The 16,790-nt window shown below is 50.4% G+C and carries 16 protein-coding genes; 3 read left to right on the top strand and 13 right to left on the bottom strand.

Annotation, left to right across the window (positions count from 1 at the left end):
* Nucleotides 1–5: 5 nt before the first annotated feature.
* The gene (gene hemA, locus Q320_RS0116310; protein ID WP_027469881.1) at nt 6–1,259 is read right to left on the bottom strand and encodes a glutamyl-tRNA reductase; all 1,254 of its coding nucleotides are present in this window, start codon (nt 1,257–1,259) and stop codon (nt 6–8) included.
* Nucleotides 1,260–1,473: 214 nt separating this feature from the next.
* Here hemA and Q320_RS0116305 point away from each other — a divergent pair, with 214 nt between their 5' ends.
* Nucleotides 1,474–2,130: a DUF975 family protein gene (locus tag Q320_RS0116305; RefSeq protein ID WP_211251247.1), complete on the top strand. Its 657-nt coding sequence runs from the start codon at nt 1,474–1,476 to the stop codon at nt 2,128–2,130.
* A gap of 99 nt (nt 2,131–2,229) precedes the next feature.
* On the opposite strand, the gene Q320_RS0116300 is transcribed toward Q320_RS0116305, so the two are convergent.
* From Q320_RS0116300 to Q320_RS0116245, 11 genes are all read right to left on the bottom strand, one after another.
* The gene (locus Q320_RS0116300) at nt 2,230–2,586 is read right to left on the bottom strand and encodes a diacylglycerol kinase (RefSeq protein ID WP_027469879.1); all 357 of its coding nucleotides are present in this window, start codon (nt 2,584–2,586) and stop codon (nt 2,230–2,232) included.
* A 13-nt stretch (nt 2,587–2,599) separates the two neighbouring features.
* Complete coding sequence (locus tag Q320_RS0116295; RefSeq protein ID WP_027469878.1) at nt 2,600–3,121, bottom strand: phosphatase PAP2 family protein; 522 nt, start codon at nt 3,119–3,121, stop codon at nt 2,600–2,602.
* Nucleotides 3,122–3,208: 87 nt separating this feature from the next.
* Nucleotides 3,209–4,972, bottom strand: a complete 1,764-nt coding sequence (gene feoB, locus Q320_RS0116290; RefSeq protein ID WP_027469877.1) for a ferrous iron transport protein B — start codon at nt 4,970–4,972, stop codon at nt 3,209–3,211.
* A complete protein-coding gene (locus Q320_RS20320; RefSeq protein ID WP_051534839.1) occupies nt 4,969–5,241 on the bottom strand; it encodes a FeoA family protein in 273 nt (90 codons plus the stop codon). The genes feoB and Q320_RS20320 overlap by 4 nt, the downstream gene beginning before the upstream one ends.
* Nucleotides 5,242–5,609: 368 nt before the next feature.
* Nucleotides 5,610–6,842 carry a glycerophosphodiester phosphodiesterase gene (locus tag Q320_RS0116275; protein WP_027469876.1) on the bottom strand — a complete coding sequence of 411 codons (1,233 nt, stop codon included), beginning with the start codon at nt 6,840–6,842 and terminating at the stop codon, nt 5,610–5,612.
* A gap of 276 nt (nt 6,843–7,118) precedes the next feature.
* Nucleotides 7,119–8,393 (bottom strand): phosphoribosylamine--glycine ligase, encoded by a 1,275-nt coding sequence (gene purD, locus Q320_RS0116270; RefSeq protein WP_027469875.1) that lies wholly within the window; start codon nt 8,391–8,393, stop codon nt 7,119–7,121.
* Nucleotides 8,394–8,472: 79 nt separating this feature from the next.
* Nucleotides 8,473–9,024, bottom strand: coding sequence for a lipid IV(A) palmitoyltransferase PagP (pagP, locus tag Q320_RS0116265; RefSeq protein ID WP_027469874.1), 552 nt, complete (start codon nt 9,022–9,024; stop codon nt 8,473–8,475).
* A gap of 297 nt (nt 9,025–9,321) precedes the next feature.
* Complete coding sequence (purH, locus tag Q320_RS0116260) at nt 9,322–10,884, bottom strand: bifunctional phosphoribosylaminoimidazolecarboxamide formyltransferase/IMP cyclohydrolase (protein WP_027469873.1); 1,563 nt, start codon at nt 10,882–10,884, stop codon at nt 9,322–9,324.
* 76 nt (nt 10,885–10,960) lie between these two features.
* The gene (locus tag Q320_RS0116255) at nt 10,961–11,200 is read right to left on the bottom strand and encodes a helix-turn-helix domain-containing protein (protein ID WP_027469872.1); all 240 of its coding nucleotides are present in this window, start codon (nt 11,198–11,200) and stop codon (nt 10,961–10,963) included.
* A gap of 72 nt (nt 11,201–11,272) precedes the next feature.
* Nucleotides 11,273–12,271: a tRNA dihydrouridine synthase DusB gene (dusB, locus tag Q320_RS0116250; RefSeq protein ID WP_027469871.1), complete on the bottom strand. Its 999-nt coding sequence runs from the start codon at nt 12,269–12,271 to the stop codon at nt 11,273–11,275.
* Nucleotides 12,272–12,410: 139 nt separating this feature from the next.
* Nucleotides 12,411–13,049 (bottom strand): glutathione S-transferase family protein, encoded by a 639-nt coding sequence (locus Q320_RS0116245; RefSeq protein WP_027469870.1) that lies wholly within the window; start codon nt 13,047–13,049, stop codon nt 12,411–12,413.
* Between the two features lie 193 nt (nt 13,050–13,242).
* Between Q320_RS0116245 and Q320_RS0116240 the strand changes: the two genes are divergently transcribed.
* Complete coding sequence (locus Q320_RS0116240) at nt 13,243–13,692, top strand: MEKHLA domain-containing protein (RefSeq protein WP_027469869.1); 450 nt, start codon at nt 13,243–13,245, stop codon at nt 13,690–13,692.
* A gap of 324 nt (nt 13,693–14,016) precedes the next feature.
* A complete protein-coding gene (locus tag Q320_RS21885) occupies nt 14,017–15,843 on the top strand; it encodes a glycoside hydrolase family 19 protein (RefSeq protein ID WP_211251246.1) in 1,827 nt (608 codons plus the stop codon).
* Between the two features lie 72 nt (nt 15,844–15,915).
* Here Q320_RS21885 and Q320_RS0116230 read toward each other — a convergent pair whose 3' ends face one another.
* Nucleotides 15,916–16,422, bottom strand: coding sequence for a tellurite resistance TerB family protein (locus tag Q320_RS0116230; protein ID WP_027469868.1), 507 nt, complete (start codon nt 16,420–16,422; stop codon nt 15,916–15,918).
* Nucleotides 16,423–16,790 lie beyond the last annotated feature (368 nt).

Here is a 16,790-nt window from a genome sequence, read left to right as displayed (position 1 = left end):
AACTTCTAATCAATATCCTGCAATCGGTATAAACGGCGCACCAAATTGACGAGGGCTTCTTGCTCATCTGGCGCGGCACTATTGAGAGCTGCAAGCGGCGCGTGCAGGTATTTATTTTGCATTTGTAGCGCCATTTGCTCGATCACGCTATTGGGATCGTCACCCGCAGCGAGGCGTTTTTGCGCGCGGGCGACCTCAGTTCGCGTAATGCGGTCGGTATGATCGCGCAAATCACGGATCGTCGGCACCAGCGCACGGCTCGCGAGCCAAGTATTAAAATCTTGCAGCCGATCGCTAATAATCGCTTCAGCACTTTCTACTTCTAAAGACCTCGATTCGACGCCTAGTCTTACTACTTCGGCCAAATCATCGACGGTAAATAAATACACGTCAGATAATTCGGCAACTTCAGATTCGACATCACGCGGCACGGCCAAATCGACCATAAAAATCGGTCGGTGGCGCCGCGTTTTTAATGCGCGCTCGACCATGCCTTTGCCGACAATCGGCAACGATGCTGCAGTCGACGTAACCACCACATCAAATTCGGCCATGCGGCTAGGCAAATCGGCCAGCAACATCGCTTCGCCATTGAATTTTTTCGCCAGCGCTTCACCGCGCTCTAAGGTGCGATTGGCAATCGCAATTTTCTTCGGATTTTGGGCGGCAAAATGCGTCGCACAGAGCTCAATCATTTCGCCAGCGCCAATAAACAGCACATTACAGTCACTAATCGACGGGAAAATTCGCTCGGCCAAACGCACCGCAGCGGCGGCCATTGAAACGGAAGACGCACCAATTTTGGTTTGAGTGCGAACTTCTTTGGCGACCGAAAAAGCGCGCTGAAACACGCCGTTGAGCAAAGTACCCAAAGTGCCCGCTTCGCGCGCAATGCGTTCGGCATCTTTAAACTGGCCGACAATTTGCGTTTCACCAACGACCATCGAGTCCAAGCCCGACACAACACGATAAGCATGCCGTGCCGCAGTTTCGCCCTGATATACATACATATGGGCAGTAATGCTCTCTACGCTTTGATTTCTATTGCTTGCAAGCCAATACATCACTTGATCAATATCGCGGGCGTGACAGTACACTTCGGTGCGATTACAGGTAGACACAATCGCCGCTTCAAAAACGCCTTTCATTGCGACTAAATCGGCCAAAGCGTTGTTGAGCTCATCCGGATTAAAGGCCAGCCGCTCCCGTACCGCAAGCGGTGCAGTTTGGTAGTTGAGGCCTAAGACGAGCAGGTTCATGAAGTGTGGCGGATTCGGAAAACCCGCCATTTTACCCTGAAAACAGGTACTTGGTGGGCAAAGCCGCTTGCCACTAAAGCGGTAGACGGCTAGCCGCGCAGAAAAACAAGCGGAGATTTCAAGCATGATGAACTGTTCATCGCGCAATACATCACGCCACTTTCAAATGACCTGAATTTATTTTTCGTTTACAGTCAGCAAATAAAACCGCACCTTGCGGCAAACAACAATTTCTTTACAAGGAATCAGAGCGATGGCACGAAGCAGCACCAGCAATAAAGACCTTATGAGCCAAGCGCGGGAACGTTTGCGCGGGCAATGGAAAACCCCGGTACTCGTTACTCTGGGTTATGGCATCATTTATGCCATTGCTAATCTCTCTGAAGTGCTCAGTCTAATTTTTGGATTGATATTGAGCGGCCCGATTGCTTTGTCATTTGTTTATTTTTATCTCGCATTTATTCGTGAACAAAGACTCGACATCAATGAATTAAAACAGGGCTTTTCACGTTTTGTTCCTGCATTACTGACTCAATTACTGGCCACCCTGTTTATCCTCCTGTGGATGCTACTTCTAATTATCCCTGGAATTATGGCGGCTCTTTCATATGCAGTCGTTTTTTACGTCCGCCACGATCAACCCGAACTCGGGCCACTCGAAGCGCTTAAGCGCAGTAAAGCACTGATGTACGGCAATCGTTGGAAATTATTCTGCCTCGGTTGCCGCTTTTTTGGCTGGATTTTACTGAGCATACTCACTTTACTGATTGGCTTTATATGGCTGTTGCCCTATATGCAAACCACAAGCGCGCTTTTTTACGAAGACTTGCTCCGCAGCGAAGCTGAAGAAACTCAGTTGCTCACAGCCTAAAAAAACCCCCTGATTACACTCAGGGGATTTTTTATTCGATCAATCAAAAACAATGAAGCAGTGCGAATGCGGCTGAGCCGCAGCAGCCCTTGAGATGAATTACACCGGCCATGTTGAATAGACAAATGCAGCAAACGACAGCAAAGCGCCCATACTCAGCACGAGCACGGCTGCGGCACTGCAATCTTTAGCTAGTTTTACGCTGGGATGAATTTCTGGGCTGAGATGATCTAGCGTGTGCTCCAGCGCAGTATTAAATAATTCAGCCGCCAGAACTAAAAAGCAATTAGTGAGCAATATCGCCCACCACACTGCTGGGGGATTGCGCCAAATTAAAATCGCCAACAGCATGCACGCCATGAGCACCTGCTGACGAAAGCTGGCCTCGCTTTGAAATGCAGACACGATGCCATGCCAAGCAAAACCCAATCTTCGATAAAACGGCTGATTTTTCATAGCAAATTAATATTTACCATTTGGCCGCCAACTGAACGCCATAATAATTCTCGCTCACGACGGGCGACACAATCGCTTTGGTGTACGGATCTACAAAATAAAAGCTACTCACTATCCCTAGCGCAGCGCCAGCCAATACATCTGAGGTGTAATGCTTTTTGGCATCAACTCGGGTGTAGCCCACATAAGCCCCCAATAAATACGCGGGAATTGCATATTCAAACCCATAGCGCTGATGAATAAACGCAGCACCCTGAAATGCAATCGATGTATGTCCAGATGGGAAAGAATGCTTATCAGAAGCATCCGGCCGTTCACGTTGCACGGTGTACTTTAAGGCTTCAGTGGCGACCAAATTAGTCAGAAACGCGGGGTAAAACTGTGTTCTACCCTCTGGATCATCCATATAAAATGTTGAACCAAAAGCCGCCGCTGAAATAGCAACAGTTAACACCGTGCCTGCCGTTTCATTCTTTTCTGCTTGGGCTGCGCCGCACAACAGGAGAGCAGCACAAAAACAGGCGCGGGTTTTCATGTATTGAGCCAGAGGAAATTTGAAAGAAAGCAATACTAAAGCTTTCATCAAGACAACGCTAGTTACGCCAACTCACTCATTGGCAAATTAAAAACCCAAACCCCGTGCGGATTGATAGAACACAAAAGAAATCGTCCACGCCAAGCCTAGCGACCAAACCAAAGAGAATGCCGTAAACGCCGTGGATTTAGATTCTTTTTTCATCGCCGCAATCACCGAGACGCAAGGAATATACGTTAGCGTAAACAGCATAAAGCTATACGCCGACACTGGATCAAGCGTGTGCGCTAGCTGCGTTGCCAGCGCAGCGCCTTCATGACCGGTAATCACCGACAACGCGCCGAGCACGACTTCTTTGGCGACAAAACCAAAAATCAAGGCAATCGACAAGGTGGAATCAATGCCGATCGGCGACAGCACTGGCTCGAAGAAATTGGAGATCATCAGCGCATAACTGCTTTGCGGACTCGGGAAATTGGTTAGCAACCACACCAGCACCACACCAACGACAATCATCGTACTGGCCAAACGCAGAAAATCCCGCGCCTCGCCCCAACCACGCCGCCAGATATGGCTGAGCAATGGCAGGCGATAAGGCGGCAATTCCAGCGCAAACGGCTCATTCGATTGAAATCTAGAACGGAACAACAGCGCGGTGCCCATCGCGATCAAAATACTGATGATATACAGCGACAGCAGCACCCATGGCGCATTCGCTGGGCTAAACAGCGCGCCGCTCAAAAATAGGAAAATCTGCAAACGCGCCGAACACAGCGAAAACGGAATCGTCAGCATCGTTAGCAACCGTGCTTTATGGTCGCGAATCACGCGCGTACCCATAATCGCTGGCACATTGCAGCCAAAGCCCATCATCAACATGACAAATCCACGGCCATCCAGCCCCATTCGACTCATGATGCCATCCATCATAAATGCAGCACGGGCGAAATAACCGGAGTCTTCAATCACCGACATTAAGCAGAAAAACAGAAAAATAATCGGCGCAAACGTCAGTACCGTCGTTACGCCATCAAACAATCCACTAACGATCAATCCTTGCCAAAAACTCGGCAAACCTTGGGTCATCGGCAGTAAAGCGGTTTCTTTAAACCAGCCTAAACCCGCTTCCAGCGTGTCCTGCAATGGCGTGCCTATCGTATAAGTGAGCTGAAACAAGCCCAACATCACGATAATAAATAGCGGCAAGCCCAACCACGGGTGCAACACAAACTGGTCAACTTTAGCGGTAATATCCGCAGCTAAAATGGGCGGCTGGTGTACTGCCGCCTGAAAAATGCGTTTTTCCTCGGCATGCACGCTCACCGCAGTCGGCACACGGCTCAGGTTTAAAGTTACGGCGGGCTGAGTAAATAAGCGACTGAGTTTGGTTTTGGCATCAAAAAGACCATCGCCCAATTTGGCGCTAATCAGTTGCACGGGGCAACCCAGTTCTTGCGAGAGTTTGTCGCAATCCACGCTAATTGCCGCGCGTTTGGCTTCATCGCACATATTCAGGCACACCAATAACGGAGCACCGAGCGCTTGGAGTTGCAAAGCCAGCGCCAATTGCCGATCCAGCTGCGTGGCATTCAGCACCAGCACAATCGCGTCAAGCTTGGCTTCCGCCAAAAATCGCTGCGCGACTTGTTCGTCCTCTGCACCACCGGTCAAATCATAAATTCCGGGCAAATCGAAGATTTGCACCATTTCTGCACCAAGCAAAATTCGACTTGATGCCAATTCCACCGTCAATCCGGGCCAATTGGCAACGCGCGCCGTGCCGCCGGTTAAACGATTAAATAAGGTAGATTTTCCGGTATTAGGCATACCCACCAGAGCAACGCGCTTCATGCTAATACCTCGGCGGTATCCAGCGGCGCAGCTGGAGCAGATTCCATAATCGCCACTTGAATCAGCGCGGCATCGGCACGGCGCAGCATGAAATCAGTATTGCCAACGCGAAGCTGCAAAGGCCCGCCCAAGCAGCCACGCCGCAACACGATAATTTCGCAGTGCTCGCGCAAACCCAGCGCTGATAAACGCGGAACCAAATCATCAGCAGTCGCAATAAGCCGCACAGCAGCGCGTTGATTGAGTGCGAGTTGGGCAAGATTCAACATGGAGAAAGACCTAAATGAGAATGATTCATTATCATCTCAGCGATCTGGCTTCCCATTGCTTCAGGTCAATAAAGGCGGCAAAAACAGGATTATCTAAAGGTATATCACCATAGGCCTTATTAATAAAAGGCTACAGCGAAATACCAAAAAGCATTGATTTGAGCTTTGCTGTAGTCAATAAAAAAGCAGCCAAAGCCGCTTTTTTACCAAATCTATGAATTAACAATGCGCCGCAAAGCATTAAGCTGCAATTAAATACCAGCAATAATATAAGACGTATTGCCATGTAGATTATGCTAATAAAGGGCTACAGAGCAATACATCAGCATGAAATACTCAAGCTGCATGCCAAATAGCCGCTCCACCCATTACTTAGCCTGCATTTCTTTCACGTATTCATCCCTTGCCACAATAGCCGTATCCGTAAAATCGGAAAACACACCGTCTAAACCGAGGCGGTAAAACGCTTTATATTCGGCTTTCGCATCGTTTTTGAAATCAGCGGGAATACGCCGAGACTCATTGCGGAAGGTATACGCATGCACCATCAAGCCTGCTTTATGCGCATCGGCAATCAATGTGCTCGGTGGCAAGCTGCTGGCGTCCGCATAATTGAGCTTGCCATCGCCATTCACATCGACTTGCTTGCCATCCGCGCCAAATACGCCTTTAACCGACATGATATAAGGCTTCCAAGGACCAATCCCATCGGCATAGGTCTTGATTTCAGCCAAGCCAGCTGGCGTCACCATATCGCTAAATAAACGCTTATCACCGGCCATTGCCCAATCAAAAGGCCGATCATACGGCGCGGTAAACGTGAGCTGCCCAGTTTTCAGATCCACATCATCGGCATCAATCAGTTGAATCAGCTTGGTCTGCAAGCCCTTGCTTTTCAGGTATTTCAAGCTGCTCGGCTCAAAGCTTTGCACATAAATCGGTGCCGTTTTGCTATTCCAACCGGCCTGATTAATGATCGCAATCAGGCGATCCTCTAGCGGCAAGCCCAAAGCTTTGTGATAAGTCGGATTCTTCGTTTCTGGATAAACGGCGATGGTGCGAGTTGCCGTGGATTTAGCCTTAGCAAGATCGATAATTTCTTGGAACGTTGGGATTTTATATTTCCCGTTCAACGCTTGCGGGCGCTCGGCGTCTGTTGCAATGCCGCCTAGGGTTTTAATTTCAGCCAAAGTGAAATCGCTGGCGAACCAACCGGTCTGAGTCTCGCCATCAACGACTTGCGTCTTTTTGCGGCTTGCAAACTCAGGATGCTGAGCCACATCGGTGCTGTAGGCCAAATTAGGATCGTGGCGCGCAATTAACACGCCATCTTTGGTCGCTACCAAATCAGGCTCAATCGCATCCGCGCCCAACTCAATCGCTTTCACATACGCTTCGTAGGTTTCTTCCGGCACATATCCTGAAGCCCCACGATGCGCGACCACGATAGGTTGCAGACCATTTAAAGTCAGAAATGGTTTTGCGGTGGCAACAGGCGTTGGCGAAGGGCTAGGCGTAGCAGTCGGCGCAACAGTATCGCTACCGCCACCACATGCACTCAAAGCCAAAGTAATCGTAAGGGGAATAGCAGATTTTAACATGGCGCATCATTAGAATGAATTGGAGCGCTCACTCTACTCAGCGTAAGTTACCTCGCAATGGCAGGTCGATGACAGATTAATGAATGACGGTTTGTAGCTGCGCTCAACGTCAAGCTACCGCTTGTTACGCGGCTTTCGCCCAAGAAAAAAGCGGCCGAAGCCGCTTTTTTATCTGAACAACCGTGTAAAAACTTTATGGCAAGGCGCGCAGTCGAAGACAGTACGTGAAGTACGGCGAGGCTGCGGCAACGCGGCAAGAAAGTTTTTACTTACTCCTTATTTGCGATTAATCGCCCGCCATGCAATATCCGTACGATATTGCGCGCCGTCGAATTTCACATCAGCCAAAATCTCGTACGCACGTTTTTGCGCGAGGTGATAGTTTTCACCAAATGCCGTAACGCACAGCACGCGACCACCGCTGGTCACTGGCTCGCCCGCTGCGTTCAGTGTCGTACCCGCGTGAAACACGTGGCCGTCTTCCAACTCGCCTGGCAAACCCGTAATCACATCACCTTTACGCGGTGTTTCTGGATAATTATGCGCTGCCATCACCACGCCCAATGCCACGCGTCGATCCCATTCGCACTCGACTTGATCCAGCGTGCCATTCACACCGTGCTCGATCAAGGTCACAAAGTCTGACTTCAAGCGCAGCATAATCGGTTGAGTTTCAGGGTCGCCAAAACGGCAGTTAAATTCCAAGGTTTTCAACGAACCATCAGGGCTCACCATCAAACCAGCATACAAGAAACCGGTGTATTCGATGCCGTCTTTGGCCATACCTTGTACGGTAGGCAAAATCACTTCGCGCATTGCGCGTGCATTGATTTCTGGCGTCACGACAGGCGCAGGACTATACGCACCCATGCCGCCGGTGTTCGGGCCTAAATCGCCGTCGAGCAAGCGTTTATGGTCTTGGCTGGATGCCATCGCCAATACGTTTTTGCCATCGACCATGACGATAAAGCTGGCTTCTTCGCCAGTCAGGAATTCTTCAATCACGACGCGAGCGCCGGCGTCACCGAATTGATTGTCTGACAACATCGCATCGACCGCGCCATGCGCTTCCGCCAAATCCATCGCGACAACAACGCCTTTACCCGCCGCCAAACCATCAGCCTTAATGACAATCGGCGCGCCTTTGGTGTCGATATAGGCGTGTGCTGCTGCAGCATCAGAAAAAGTTTGATAGTCCGCCGTCGGGATGCCATGGCGTTGCATAAACGCTTTGGCAAAGTCTTTAGACGATTCCAACTGTGCGCCCGCTTGCGTTGGGCCAAAAATTTTCAGACCAGCCAAACGGAAGGCGTCAACGATACCTTGTGATAAAGGCGCTTCTGGCCCCACCACCGTCAATTGCACATTTTCAGCTTTTGCGAATTCAATCAAGCCTGCAATATCGCTAATCGCCACATTGGTCAGATTTTTATCCAGCGCAGTACCCGCATTACCCGGTGCTACAAAAACTTTGCTTGAGCGCTCTGATTGCGCCAATTTCCAAGCTAAAGCATGTTCACGGCCACCAGAACCAATCACTAATATATTCATAACTACTCCGTTAAGTCTCTGGCATGCCAGCGAACGAGATACAAACATCCGCTCAGCGCACCAAATCCCTCACAATCAATCAATAATCAAAGCGGGAAAAGATAAACAGCACATTGCCATTGTTGTTGCCGCCAGGGATATAAGTCGCATAAAAGTTGACTTTATCGTACTTCACCGCCACCAAAGGCAGGGCAAAAGGCAAAGGCGCGTAGCTAGCAATATCGCTGCGCGAGAAAAATCCCGCAGTCACACCGGCGCCCGCTTTTAATGGGCCAATGACATCCCAATACCACATATACGCGTAACCGACATGCGTTTCAGGCTTGCTATGTGAATCGGCAAACGTCATCCAATAAATCATTTCTTCATTATTATTTTCCAGCGGCCGGAACAAGCTTAAACCGCCGCCGTAGGCAAACTCGTTATAACTGTCGATATTTTCTTTCGAATACGTGCTGCGGTTATGCCAAGCGTAACCGCTAAGCAGCAATCCCGCCTCGCCTTCATTCCAAACTCGGCTCACACTCGTACAGGCGGCATCAAAACCCTGCCACCAGTTCTCACAGTCCGCCGCCAGCACATTCGCCGACAGAACGAGACCAACACAGATCACTAGTATTTTTCTTAGCATTCAACATCCAAGATAAATTCACCGACTCAGGACATTCTACCGCAAGTTACAAGACAGAATTAATGCAGCGCCACAACGGACATCCAAACGAGAAAAATGTTAACTTTACCGTCGCTCTGGATACCAGCCGATGCCGGCAAGACGAAAAATGGGAAATTCCAGCTCAACCAATACCTTAGCGTTGTATAAAACCTAAATTCTTGAGCGAGCAGTTTGCTGGCGCGAAGCTAGCGGCGACGTGTATGTTTTATACACGAGCCGCGCAGCGACAAAGTCAGCAGACCGCGCAGCCAAGAATTAATGACGGAAGTGGCGAATGCCGGTCATCACCATTGCGATGCCGTGCTCATCGGCCGCGGCAATCACTTCTTCATCGCGCAAGCTGCCGCCCGGTTGAATAATCGCTGCCACGCCGTTTTCGGCAATCACATCCACGCCATCACGGAAGGGGAAGAACGCATCTGACGCAGCGACAGAACCACGCAATTCCAAACCAGCATTACGCGCTTTAATCGCGGCAATTTTAGTTGAATCCACACGGCTCATTTGACCTGCGCCCACGCCCAGAGTTTGGCCGCCTTTGCAGAATACAATCGCGTTTGATTTCACAAATTTCGCCACATTCCACGCGAACAATAGATCTTTCAATTGTTCAGCAGTCGGTTGCAATTTGGTCACGACTTTCAAATCAGACAACAGCAGCGCGTGAACGTCTGGGGTTTGCACCAACAACCCACCGCCAACGCGCTTGATATCAAAGCGGTTTTCGCCGCTTTCAATCGCGATTTCAAGGACGCGAACGTTTTGCTTTTTCGCGATCAAAGCCAAAGCTTCCGCCGTGTAGGCTGGTGCGATCAACACTTCCAAGAATTGCGTTGAAACCGCTTCGATCGTATCGGCATCCACCGTTTTGTTGAAGGCAATAATGCCGCCAAACGCGCTGGTGGTATCGGTCGCCAAGGCTAGGCGGTATGCGCTGTACGTGTCTTTACCCACGGCAACGCCGCAAGGATTGGCATGTTTTACGATCACGCAAGCTGGCTCTTCAAATTGCTTCACGCATTCCCACGCCGCATCTGAATCGCCAATATTATTGAACGATAACTCTTTACCTTGATGTTGCTTGTAGTTCGCCAAGCTGCCCGCTGCTGGATCCAAATCGCGGTAGAACGCCGCACTTTGATGCGGATTTTCGCCGTAACGCATGTCTTGCACTTTTTCGAACTGCAAGTTTAGGCGAGTTGGATAAGCGGCTTTTTCGCCGTCTGCGGTCAACGCAGTCAGGTAGTTTGAAATCGCACCATCGTAGGCTGCGGTATGGCTAAAGGCTTTTTTCGCCAAGTTTTTGCGTGTTGCTAAAGTCAATGCGCCGCCGTTGGCTTGCATTTCTGCAATCAGTAAACTGTAATCACAGGCATCGGTCACAATCGCCACATGCGCGTGGTTTTTCGCTGCTGAGCGCACCATCGCTGGTCCGCCGATGTCGATGTTTTCGATTGCGTCTTCGTAAGAACAGTCTGGCTTGGCAATTGTTGCTTCAAACGGGTACAGATTCACGCAGACCAAATCAATATTGCCGATGCCGTGTTCGCTCATCGTTGCCACGTGCGCGTCCAAATCACGGCGGCCTAAAATACCGCCGTGGATTTTTGGATGCAGCGTTTTCACACGGCCATCGAGCATTTCTGGGAAACCAGTGTAATCAGCCACTTCGATCACAGGCACGCCGTTATCCGCGAACAATTTGGCGGTGCCGCCCGTCGACAAGATTTCAACGCCTTGCGCCGCGAGCGCTTGGGCAAATTCTAAAACACCGGTTTTATCCGAAACGCTAATCAGCGCACGAGTAATTTTGCTCATTGCTTCATTCCTTAATTATTAAAATCAAATCGGTTTGAGGGTGTAATCCGTTCACCCCGGTTGCGATGCCGTTGCATCACAACAAATCATAAGTTTGGAGCTTTTTACGCAGCGTATTGCGGTTAATCCCCAGCATTTCCGAGGCGCGCGACTGGTTGCCTTCTACGCGGCGCAATACGTCGATTAACAATGGTTTTTCCATTCGAGCCAAAACCATTTCGTACAAAGCACTCGGCGGCTCACCATCGAGATCATTAAAATACTGCGCCAGCGATTCAGTAATCGCGGTCGCAATCAAATCGGTTTGTTCAGACATAACTCTCTACTGTGTTAATGTTTTTTTTTGTATATCCACGAAAGGCTGGAGGCCATGCCTTTTCGTGGACAATTATTCTTTTAGGTATTGCAATCTCTCGCCAAAGGCGAGCAAACCTTTTAAGTAGGTATCGACCACTAGCGCTTGGGCTGCGGTGCTTTCCTCGGCATACATCGTCTGTCGGAACTCATTACTGCCGTGCAGCCCTTTGGTATACCAAGCAATATGTTTACGGGCGATACGGCAGCCCGAGTATTCACCATAAAACGCGTACAACTCATCCAAATGGCCGAGCAATACATCACGAATTTCTAGCACTTCCGGCGGTGGTAAATGCTCACCCGTGGCTAAAAAATGTGCGATTTCACGAAAAATCCACGGTCGCCCTTGCGCCGCTCGACCAATCATAATGGCATCCGCACCGGTTTCACGCAGCACCAGCGCCGCTTTTTCCGGGCTATCAATGTCGCCATTGGCAATCACGGGGATCGTCAAATTCTGCTTTACTTCACGAATCAAAGCATAGCGCGCGTCGCCGTTATACATGTCTTCGCGCGTTCGGCCATGAATCGCCAGCGCCGCAATGCCTGCGCTTTCTGCCCGCTGCGCGATACGAATAATGTTCTCCGCGCCGTTGGCAAAACCGAGCCGCGTTTTCAGCGTGACGGGGACATCCACCGCATTGACGACGGCATCTAAAATCTCACCGACTAATTTTTCATCTTGCAATAGCGCCGATCCGGCGAGCTTATTGCAGACTTTTTTCACTGGGCAACCCATATTGATGTCGACAATTTGCGCGCCATTAGCAACTTGATACCTTGCCGCTTCGGCCAACATTTTCGGATCATGCCCCGCAATTTGCGCCGAAATCGGTGCCAGTTCGCCATCAAAATTCGCGCGCAATAGCGATTTTTGGCTGGCTCGCAAGGTCGCATCGCTACTCATCATTTCTGAAACAGCATGCCCAGCGCCAAACTGTTTACACAATTTACGAAACGGACGGTCAGTCACGCCTGCCATGGGCGCGACGATCAGATTATTTTTTAACTGATACGGGCCAATGTGCATGGCATTGAAATCAAATAGGGGAAGGCGCGGATTCTACCCCGTGCTTAAAAAATAGGCAATAAAAAACAGCACCCGCAAGTACTGTTTTCACATTATTTATTGTAACAAGCTCGCACCAGTGTATCGTGCGGCGGCAAGCTTACGGCGCAGTCCAAGGCTCAACTTCTGCGGCAGCCAGCCATTCTTGCATCGCGGGCAAGGCCAGCACCGTATTCATATACAGAGTCGCCGCCGCTGGCACTTCAATGCCGTAGGTCACCAAGCGCGTCACCACAGGAGCAAAGAAGGCATCGGCCCACGTGAAATGGCCAAATAAAAACTCGCCTTCGCTCGATTCGATACCAAAACGCTCACGGCAATCCGCCCACAGCGCCACAATTCGATCCACATCGGCCTGCACTTCAGCGCTCATCGTTGCCGATTTTCGGCTGCGGCAATCCATAGGGCAGGCGGTACGCAACGCCACAAATCCGGCATGCATCTCGGCGCAAACCGTGCGGGCATGCGCGCGGGCGGCGACATCGTGCGGCCACAATTTAGCCAACGGAAAGCGCTCGGCGATATATTCGGCAATCGCCAGCGTTTCCCAGATTGTAATTTCATCGTCAATCAGCACCGGCACTTTGGCCGTTGGCGCAAATTGCAGGCGCTCATCGCGCGCATTGGCGGCGTATAAATTGTGCATTTGCTCATCAAACGCAATCCCCGCCACTTTTAGCCCCAACCACGGACGTAGCGACCACGATGAATAATTTTTATTTCCGATTAGCAATTTCATCACGCTTTCCTCCCCAATAAGAAAATCAGCATAGCACGCTGGCTAGCGCACTCAAACCACATGCTAAAAAAGGTATAGGTATATAGATCCAGCGCTTATTTAATAATTGCTACATTCACATACCCACTGCAACAACAATTTCAAGCTCAATTGCGCTACAGTTGCGCCGTGTTTGATTCACCTTGATTGCCTTATGCCCCAATTACAGCTTGTTCAACTCATTCTGAGTAGTTACCGCCGCCTCGTTGGCGAAAACCTCGTTCCGCCGGATTGGTCATTGGATGAAGCTGCTGCTTGGCTGCAAAATGAAGCACCATTTTGCGTGCTGGCGCACGACGCAAGCGATGATCCGCGCTTTATCTTTGCCAATCGTGCCGCGCAAACCTGCTTTGAATACCGCCACGATGAACTCATCGGCCTGCCATCACGACTCTCAGCGGAAGCGCCAAACCGTGCCGAACGCGAGCAACTCATCGCCCGCGTCGCAACACAGGGCTACGCCAACGGCTATCGCGGCCTGCGCATCGCCAAATCAGGGCGACGCTTTTGGATTGAAGACGTCACGATGTGGAATTTGATCGACGAAGCAGGCGTAAAGCACGGCCAAGCCGCCACCTACCGCCAATGGCGCGACGCCGCATAAAACGACGAACTAACTCAGATCGTAAACAGCACGAGAACCCATCAATTCGTCATTCCGGCCTGTCCCTCCTCCCCTACCTCTGTCAGCTACACAGCAGCATTTCAGCAAAAATCCTGCGTAATCTAGCTCACAAAGCTGACATTTTAATAGCGCCGTCGTTGACTCACAGTCCGCAAAAGGTATTATTGCTGCCATAACAACAAGACCAATTCAGCTTGCGACTGAAAAGTCTTTATAAATCAAAACGAATATCTGGCCGCTGTAATGGGGCGCAGCAGCAAGCTCGAATTGAGCACAGATTCAATCCCGAGGATGGAGAGAGAAATGAATATTAAATTAGCGATGCTGTTAACCACGCTGTGTTTTAGCGCCAGTGTGATGGCTGCCGATTGGGACAGCAAAGCCACCTACAAAGGCGGCGAAACAGTGAACTATCAAGGTAAAAATTGGAAAGCCAAATGGTGGAACATCGGCGACATTCCCGGAACGGCGCAATGGGGCCCGTGGGAACTAATCAGTAGTGCAAGCCCTGCACCAACGATCAAGCCAACAATGATCCCAACAGCGGTACCGACAATCAAGCCAAGCCCAACTGCCGCGCCAACGCTAGCTCCAACTACAAAACCGACTACCGCGCCGACGATCAAACCAACGACCACACCGACTATTACGCCGACAATCAAACCAACGACCACACCGACCGCTACCCCGACGATCAAACCGACCATCACACCGACACCAAGCATCGCACCAACTGTTGCACCCACTATCGCGCCAACTCCAGCGCCCACCGTTGCGCCAACAGCAGCGCCAAGCGCCAGCCCGACGCCAAATAATGGCACGACCAGCTGCGCGCCCGTGTGGAATCCCGATGAAATCTATCGCCCGAATCTCGGCGCGGTCGTCCGCAGCGCTTACGGCCAGAATTATCAGGCCAATTATTATTCGAGCAATATCGAACCGAGCACCAATTCATCGACAGGCGGCGCGTGGAAATCACTCGGCGCGTGTACTGGTGCTAGCACGCCCCGCGCATCTGGCCCAGAAAGCATCGCTGAAGCCCAAGCACACGAAGCCGCTGCGCTCAACACGCCTTATCTAAAAATGGTACGCGCCTCGGTCGCCACGCTAGACAATAAACTGGTCGAGCAAGTCACACCGGGCAATCAAAGCAATCCAGCCAACGTGAAACGCGTCGAAGGCATCGTGTCGCAGCAAAAATGGGATTACTTCTTCCCAGAAATCAATCCAGGCTACACCTACACCAACTTCTTGCGTGGCGTGGCGAAATTCCCAAGCTTCTGCGCCGATTACACCGATGGCCGTAACGCAGATCAAATCTGCCGCCGCGTCGTCGCCGCATTCTTTGCCCATGTAGTACAAGAAACCGGCAATCACAGCGCATCCAGCCCGAACCCCAAATGGCGTCAAGGCCTCACCGCGCTACGTGAAGGCGGCGATGGCAATGGTTCAGCCGCGTACACCTCGGGCTGCGACGATGCGAACTGGCAAAAACTGTTCGACGGCACGCTGGCTTGCGGCAAAACGCCAGACGGCAAATGGATTTCTTACTACGGCCGTGGCGCGCATCAAATCTCCTACATTTTCAACTATGCACCGCTATCACTCGCGATTTACGGCGACCGCGCGGTGCTACGTGACAATCCAGATTTGGTCGCATCAACATGGTTGAATATGGCATCGGCGCTGTACTTCTTTGTCACGCCGCAACCACCAAAACCATCGGTATTGCATACGCTGGACGGCACATGGGTACCAAACGCGGTGGATACCGCCGGCGGTTTGGGTAACGATTTCCCGACCACCAGCCAGATTATCAACGGCGAATGCATGTCCAATCCAATCAAACCCACCGCACAAGCGCGTAACGATTTCTACGCTGAATTTGCCCGCGAGTTGAATCTGGATATTTCGAAAGAATCAATGAAATGTACCGATATGAAAGGCTTCAGCGGTGGCAGCTCGGCCGCAGTGGCGATTTATTGGAACAAATCCGAAGAAACCGCCGACAATCCAGCACCAACCAAATACCAATGCCGCCTCACTAGCGAGCAATCGGGATTTAGCGCGCTGATCGACAATCAATACACGCAATGCGTTGAAGCCAAATGGGCCGTGAAACTCAAGTAATTTAAACGCCACCCAAGAAAAAGCCACGCTCTGATGCGTGGCTTTTTTTACATCATCAACAAACTCAGCAAATTATTGGCTCAACTGAACGGTATAACCCGCTTGATTGCTTGGATGATCTTTATTCACGAACACTGAGCGGTCGTTTTTGATCATCAACACTTCAAAGAACGGTTTAAAGCGCGCATCGCTAATACCAAACGCCGCTTGAATCTTAGCAAACAACGCTTGTTCTTCTGGCTCGGCTTCGCCGTCCGAGAACGCTGAATCGAGCAAATTCATCAAAATACAAACCTTTTGCGCATCAGTCAGCACCGGCGTTGCTTCAGCAAGGAAAGTCTCAATTGAGTTCTTTTGGCGATACGCCAAAGCGCGGTCAAGCAATTGACGATTTTGCGCGCCAACACCAATCGCACCGCTTTTAGATTTTTCGCCGCCCAACACCGACAACAAATGGCCGACTTCTTCATTATCCATCTCGCCATCGGCCGACATCATATACAGCAGCCCAGTCGCAAAAGCGAAATGTGGACTCATTGTCGTGCTGGTGTCGCTCTTGAACATATCAAACAAACCCATGACCATTCTCTCTTTATTTATAAGTTGGAAAATTAAACCTGCGTTGATTCAGACTGAGGGATTGGCGTTCAGTTCCAATGCAAAATAAATATGTATGGTTGGGGATGGGGTTTGGCGGTAGCGTGTTTTGAGATTATATGGATGTATTGGCTGAAAGACATTGATGCGTCGAATCCGTAAACAGATACCAACCCATATAGGTTGCACAAAGCGCAGCGAATTACACCCGATTTTGTATTTTGGCTTTATTCAATCGGCTGAGATATCCCAACACGGCATCCCGCTAATGCCGCGCGGCAGCTAGTTTTCTTGACCAAAAAAAAGTAGCCCGAAAAAAGCGAAGGCTTCAAAACCGCAATAGTTCACAG

It is taken from the genome of Deefgea rivuli DSM 18356 (assembly GCF_000620145.1).
In the GTDB taxonomy this organism is placed as follows: Bacteria; Pseudomonadota; Gammaproteobacteria; order Burkholderiales; family Chitinibacteraceae; genus Deefgea; species Deefgea rivuli.
The sequence above is the reverse complement of the archived record's forward strand: the minus strand, read 5'-3'. Positions and strand labels throughout refer to the sequence as shown.

Coding starts and splice junctions, on each gene's coding strand:
- Q320_RS21885 (WP_211251246.1), top strand. CDS start 14,017: ATGAATATTAAATTAGCGATGCTGTTAACCACGCTGTGTTTTAGCGCC.
- Q320_RS20320 (WP_051534839.1), bottom strand. CDS start 5,241: ATGTTGAATCTTGCCCAACTCGCACTCAATCAACGCGCTGCTGTGCGG.
- Q320_RS0116275 (WP_027469876.1), bottom strand. CDS start 6,842: ATGTTAAAATCTGCTATTCCCCTTACGATTACTTTGGCTTTGAGTGCA.
- purD (WP_027469875.1), bottom strand. CDS start 8,393: ATGAATATATTAGTGATTGGTTCTGGTGGCCGTGAACATGCTTTAGCT.
- Q320_RS0116230 (WP_027469868.1), bottom strand. CDS start 16,422: ATGGGTTTGTTTGATATGTTCAAGAGCGACACCAGCACGACAATGAGT.
- dusB (WP_027469871.1), bottom strand. CDS start 12,271: ATGCACATTGGCCCGTATCAGTTAAAAAATAATCTGATCGTCGCGCCC.
- hemA (WP_027469881.1), bottom strand. CDS start 1,259: ATGAACCTGCTCGTCTTAGGCCTCAACTACCAAACTGCACCGCTTGCG.
- Q320_RS0116255 (WP_027469872.1), bottom strand. CDS start 11,200: ATGTCTGAACAAACCGATTTGATTGCGACCGCGATTACTGAATCGCTG.
- purH (WP_027469873.1), bottom strand. CDS start 10,884: ATGAGCAAAATTACTCGTGCGCTGATTAGCGTTTCGGATAAAACCGGT.
- pagP (WP_027469874.1), bottom strand. CDS start 9,024: ATGCTAAGAAAAATACTAGTGATCTGTGTTGGTCTCGTTCTGTCGGCG.
- Q320_RS0116295 (WP_027469878.1), bottom strand. CDS start 3,121: ATGAAAACCCGCGCCTGTTTTTGTGCTGCTCTCCTGTTGTGCGGCGCA.
- Q320_RS0116240 (WP_027469869.1), top strand. CDS start 13,243: ATGCCCCAATTACAGCTTGTTCAACTCATTCTGAGTAGTTACCGCCGC.
- Q320_RS0116300 (WP_027469879.1), bottom strand. CDS start 2,586: ATGAAAAATCAGCCGTTTTATCGAAGATTGGGTTTTGCTTGGCATGGC.
- Q320_RS0116245 (WP_027469870.1), bottom strand. CDS start 13,049: ATGAAATTGCTAATCGGAAATAAAAATTATTCATCGTGGTCGCTACGT.
- feoB (WP_027469877.1), bottom strand. CDS start 4,972: ATGAAGCGCGTTGCTCTGGTGGGTATGCCTAATACCGGAAAATCTACC.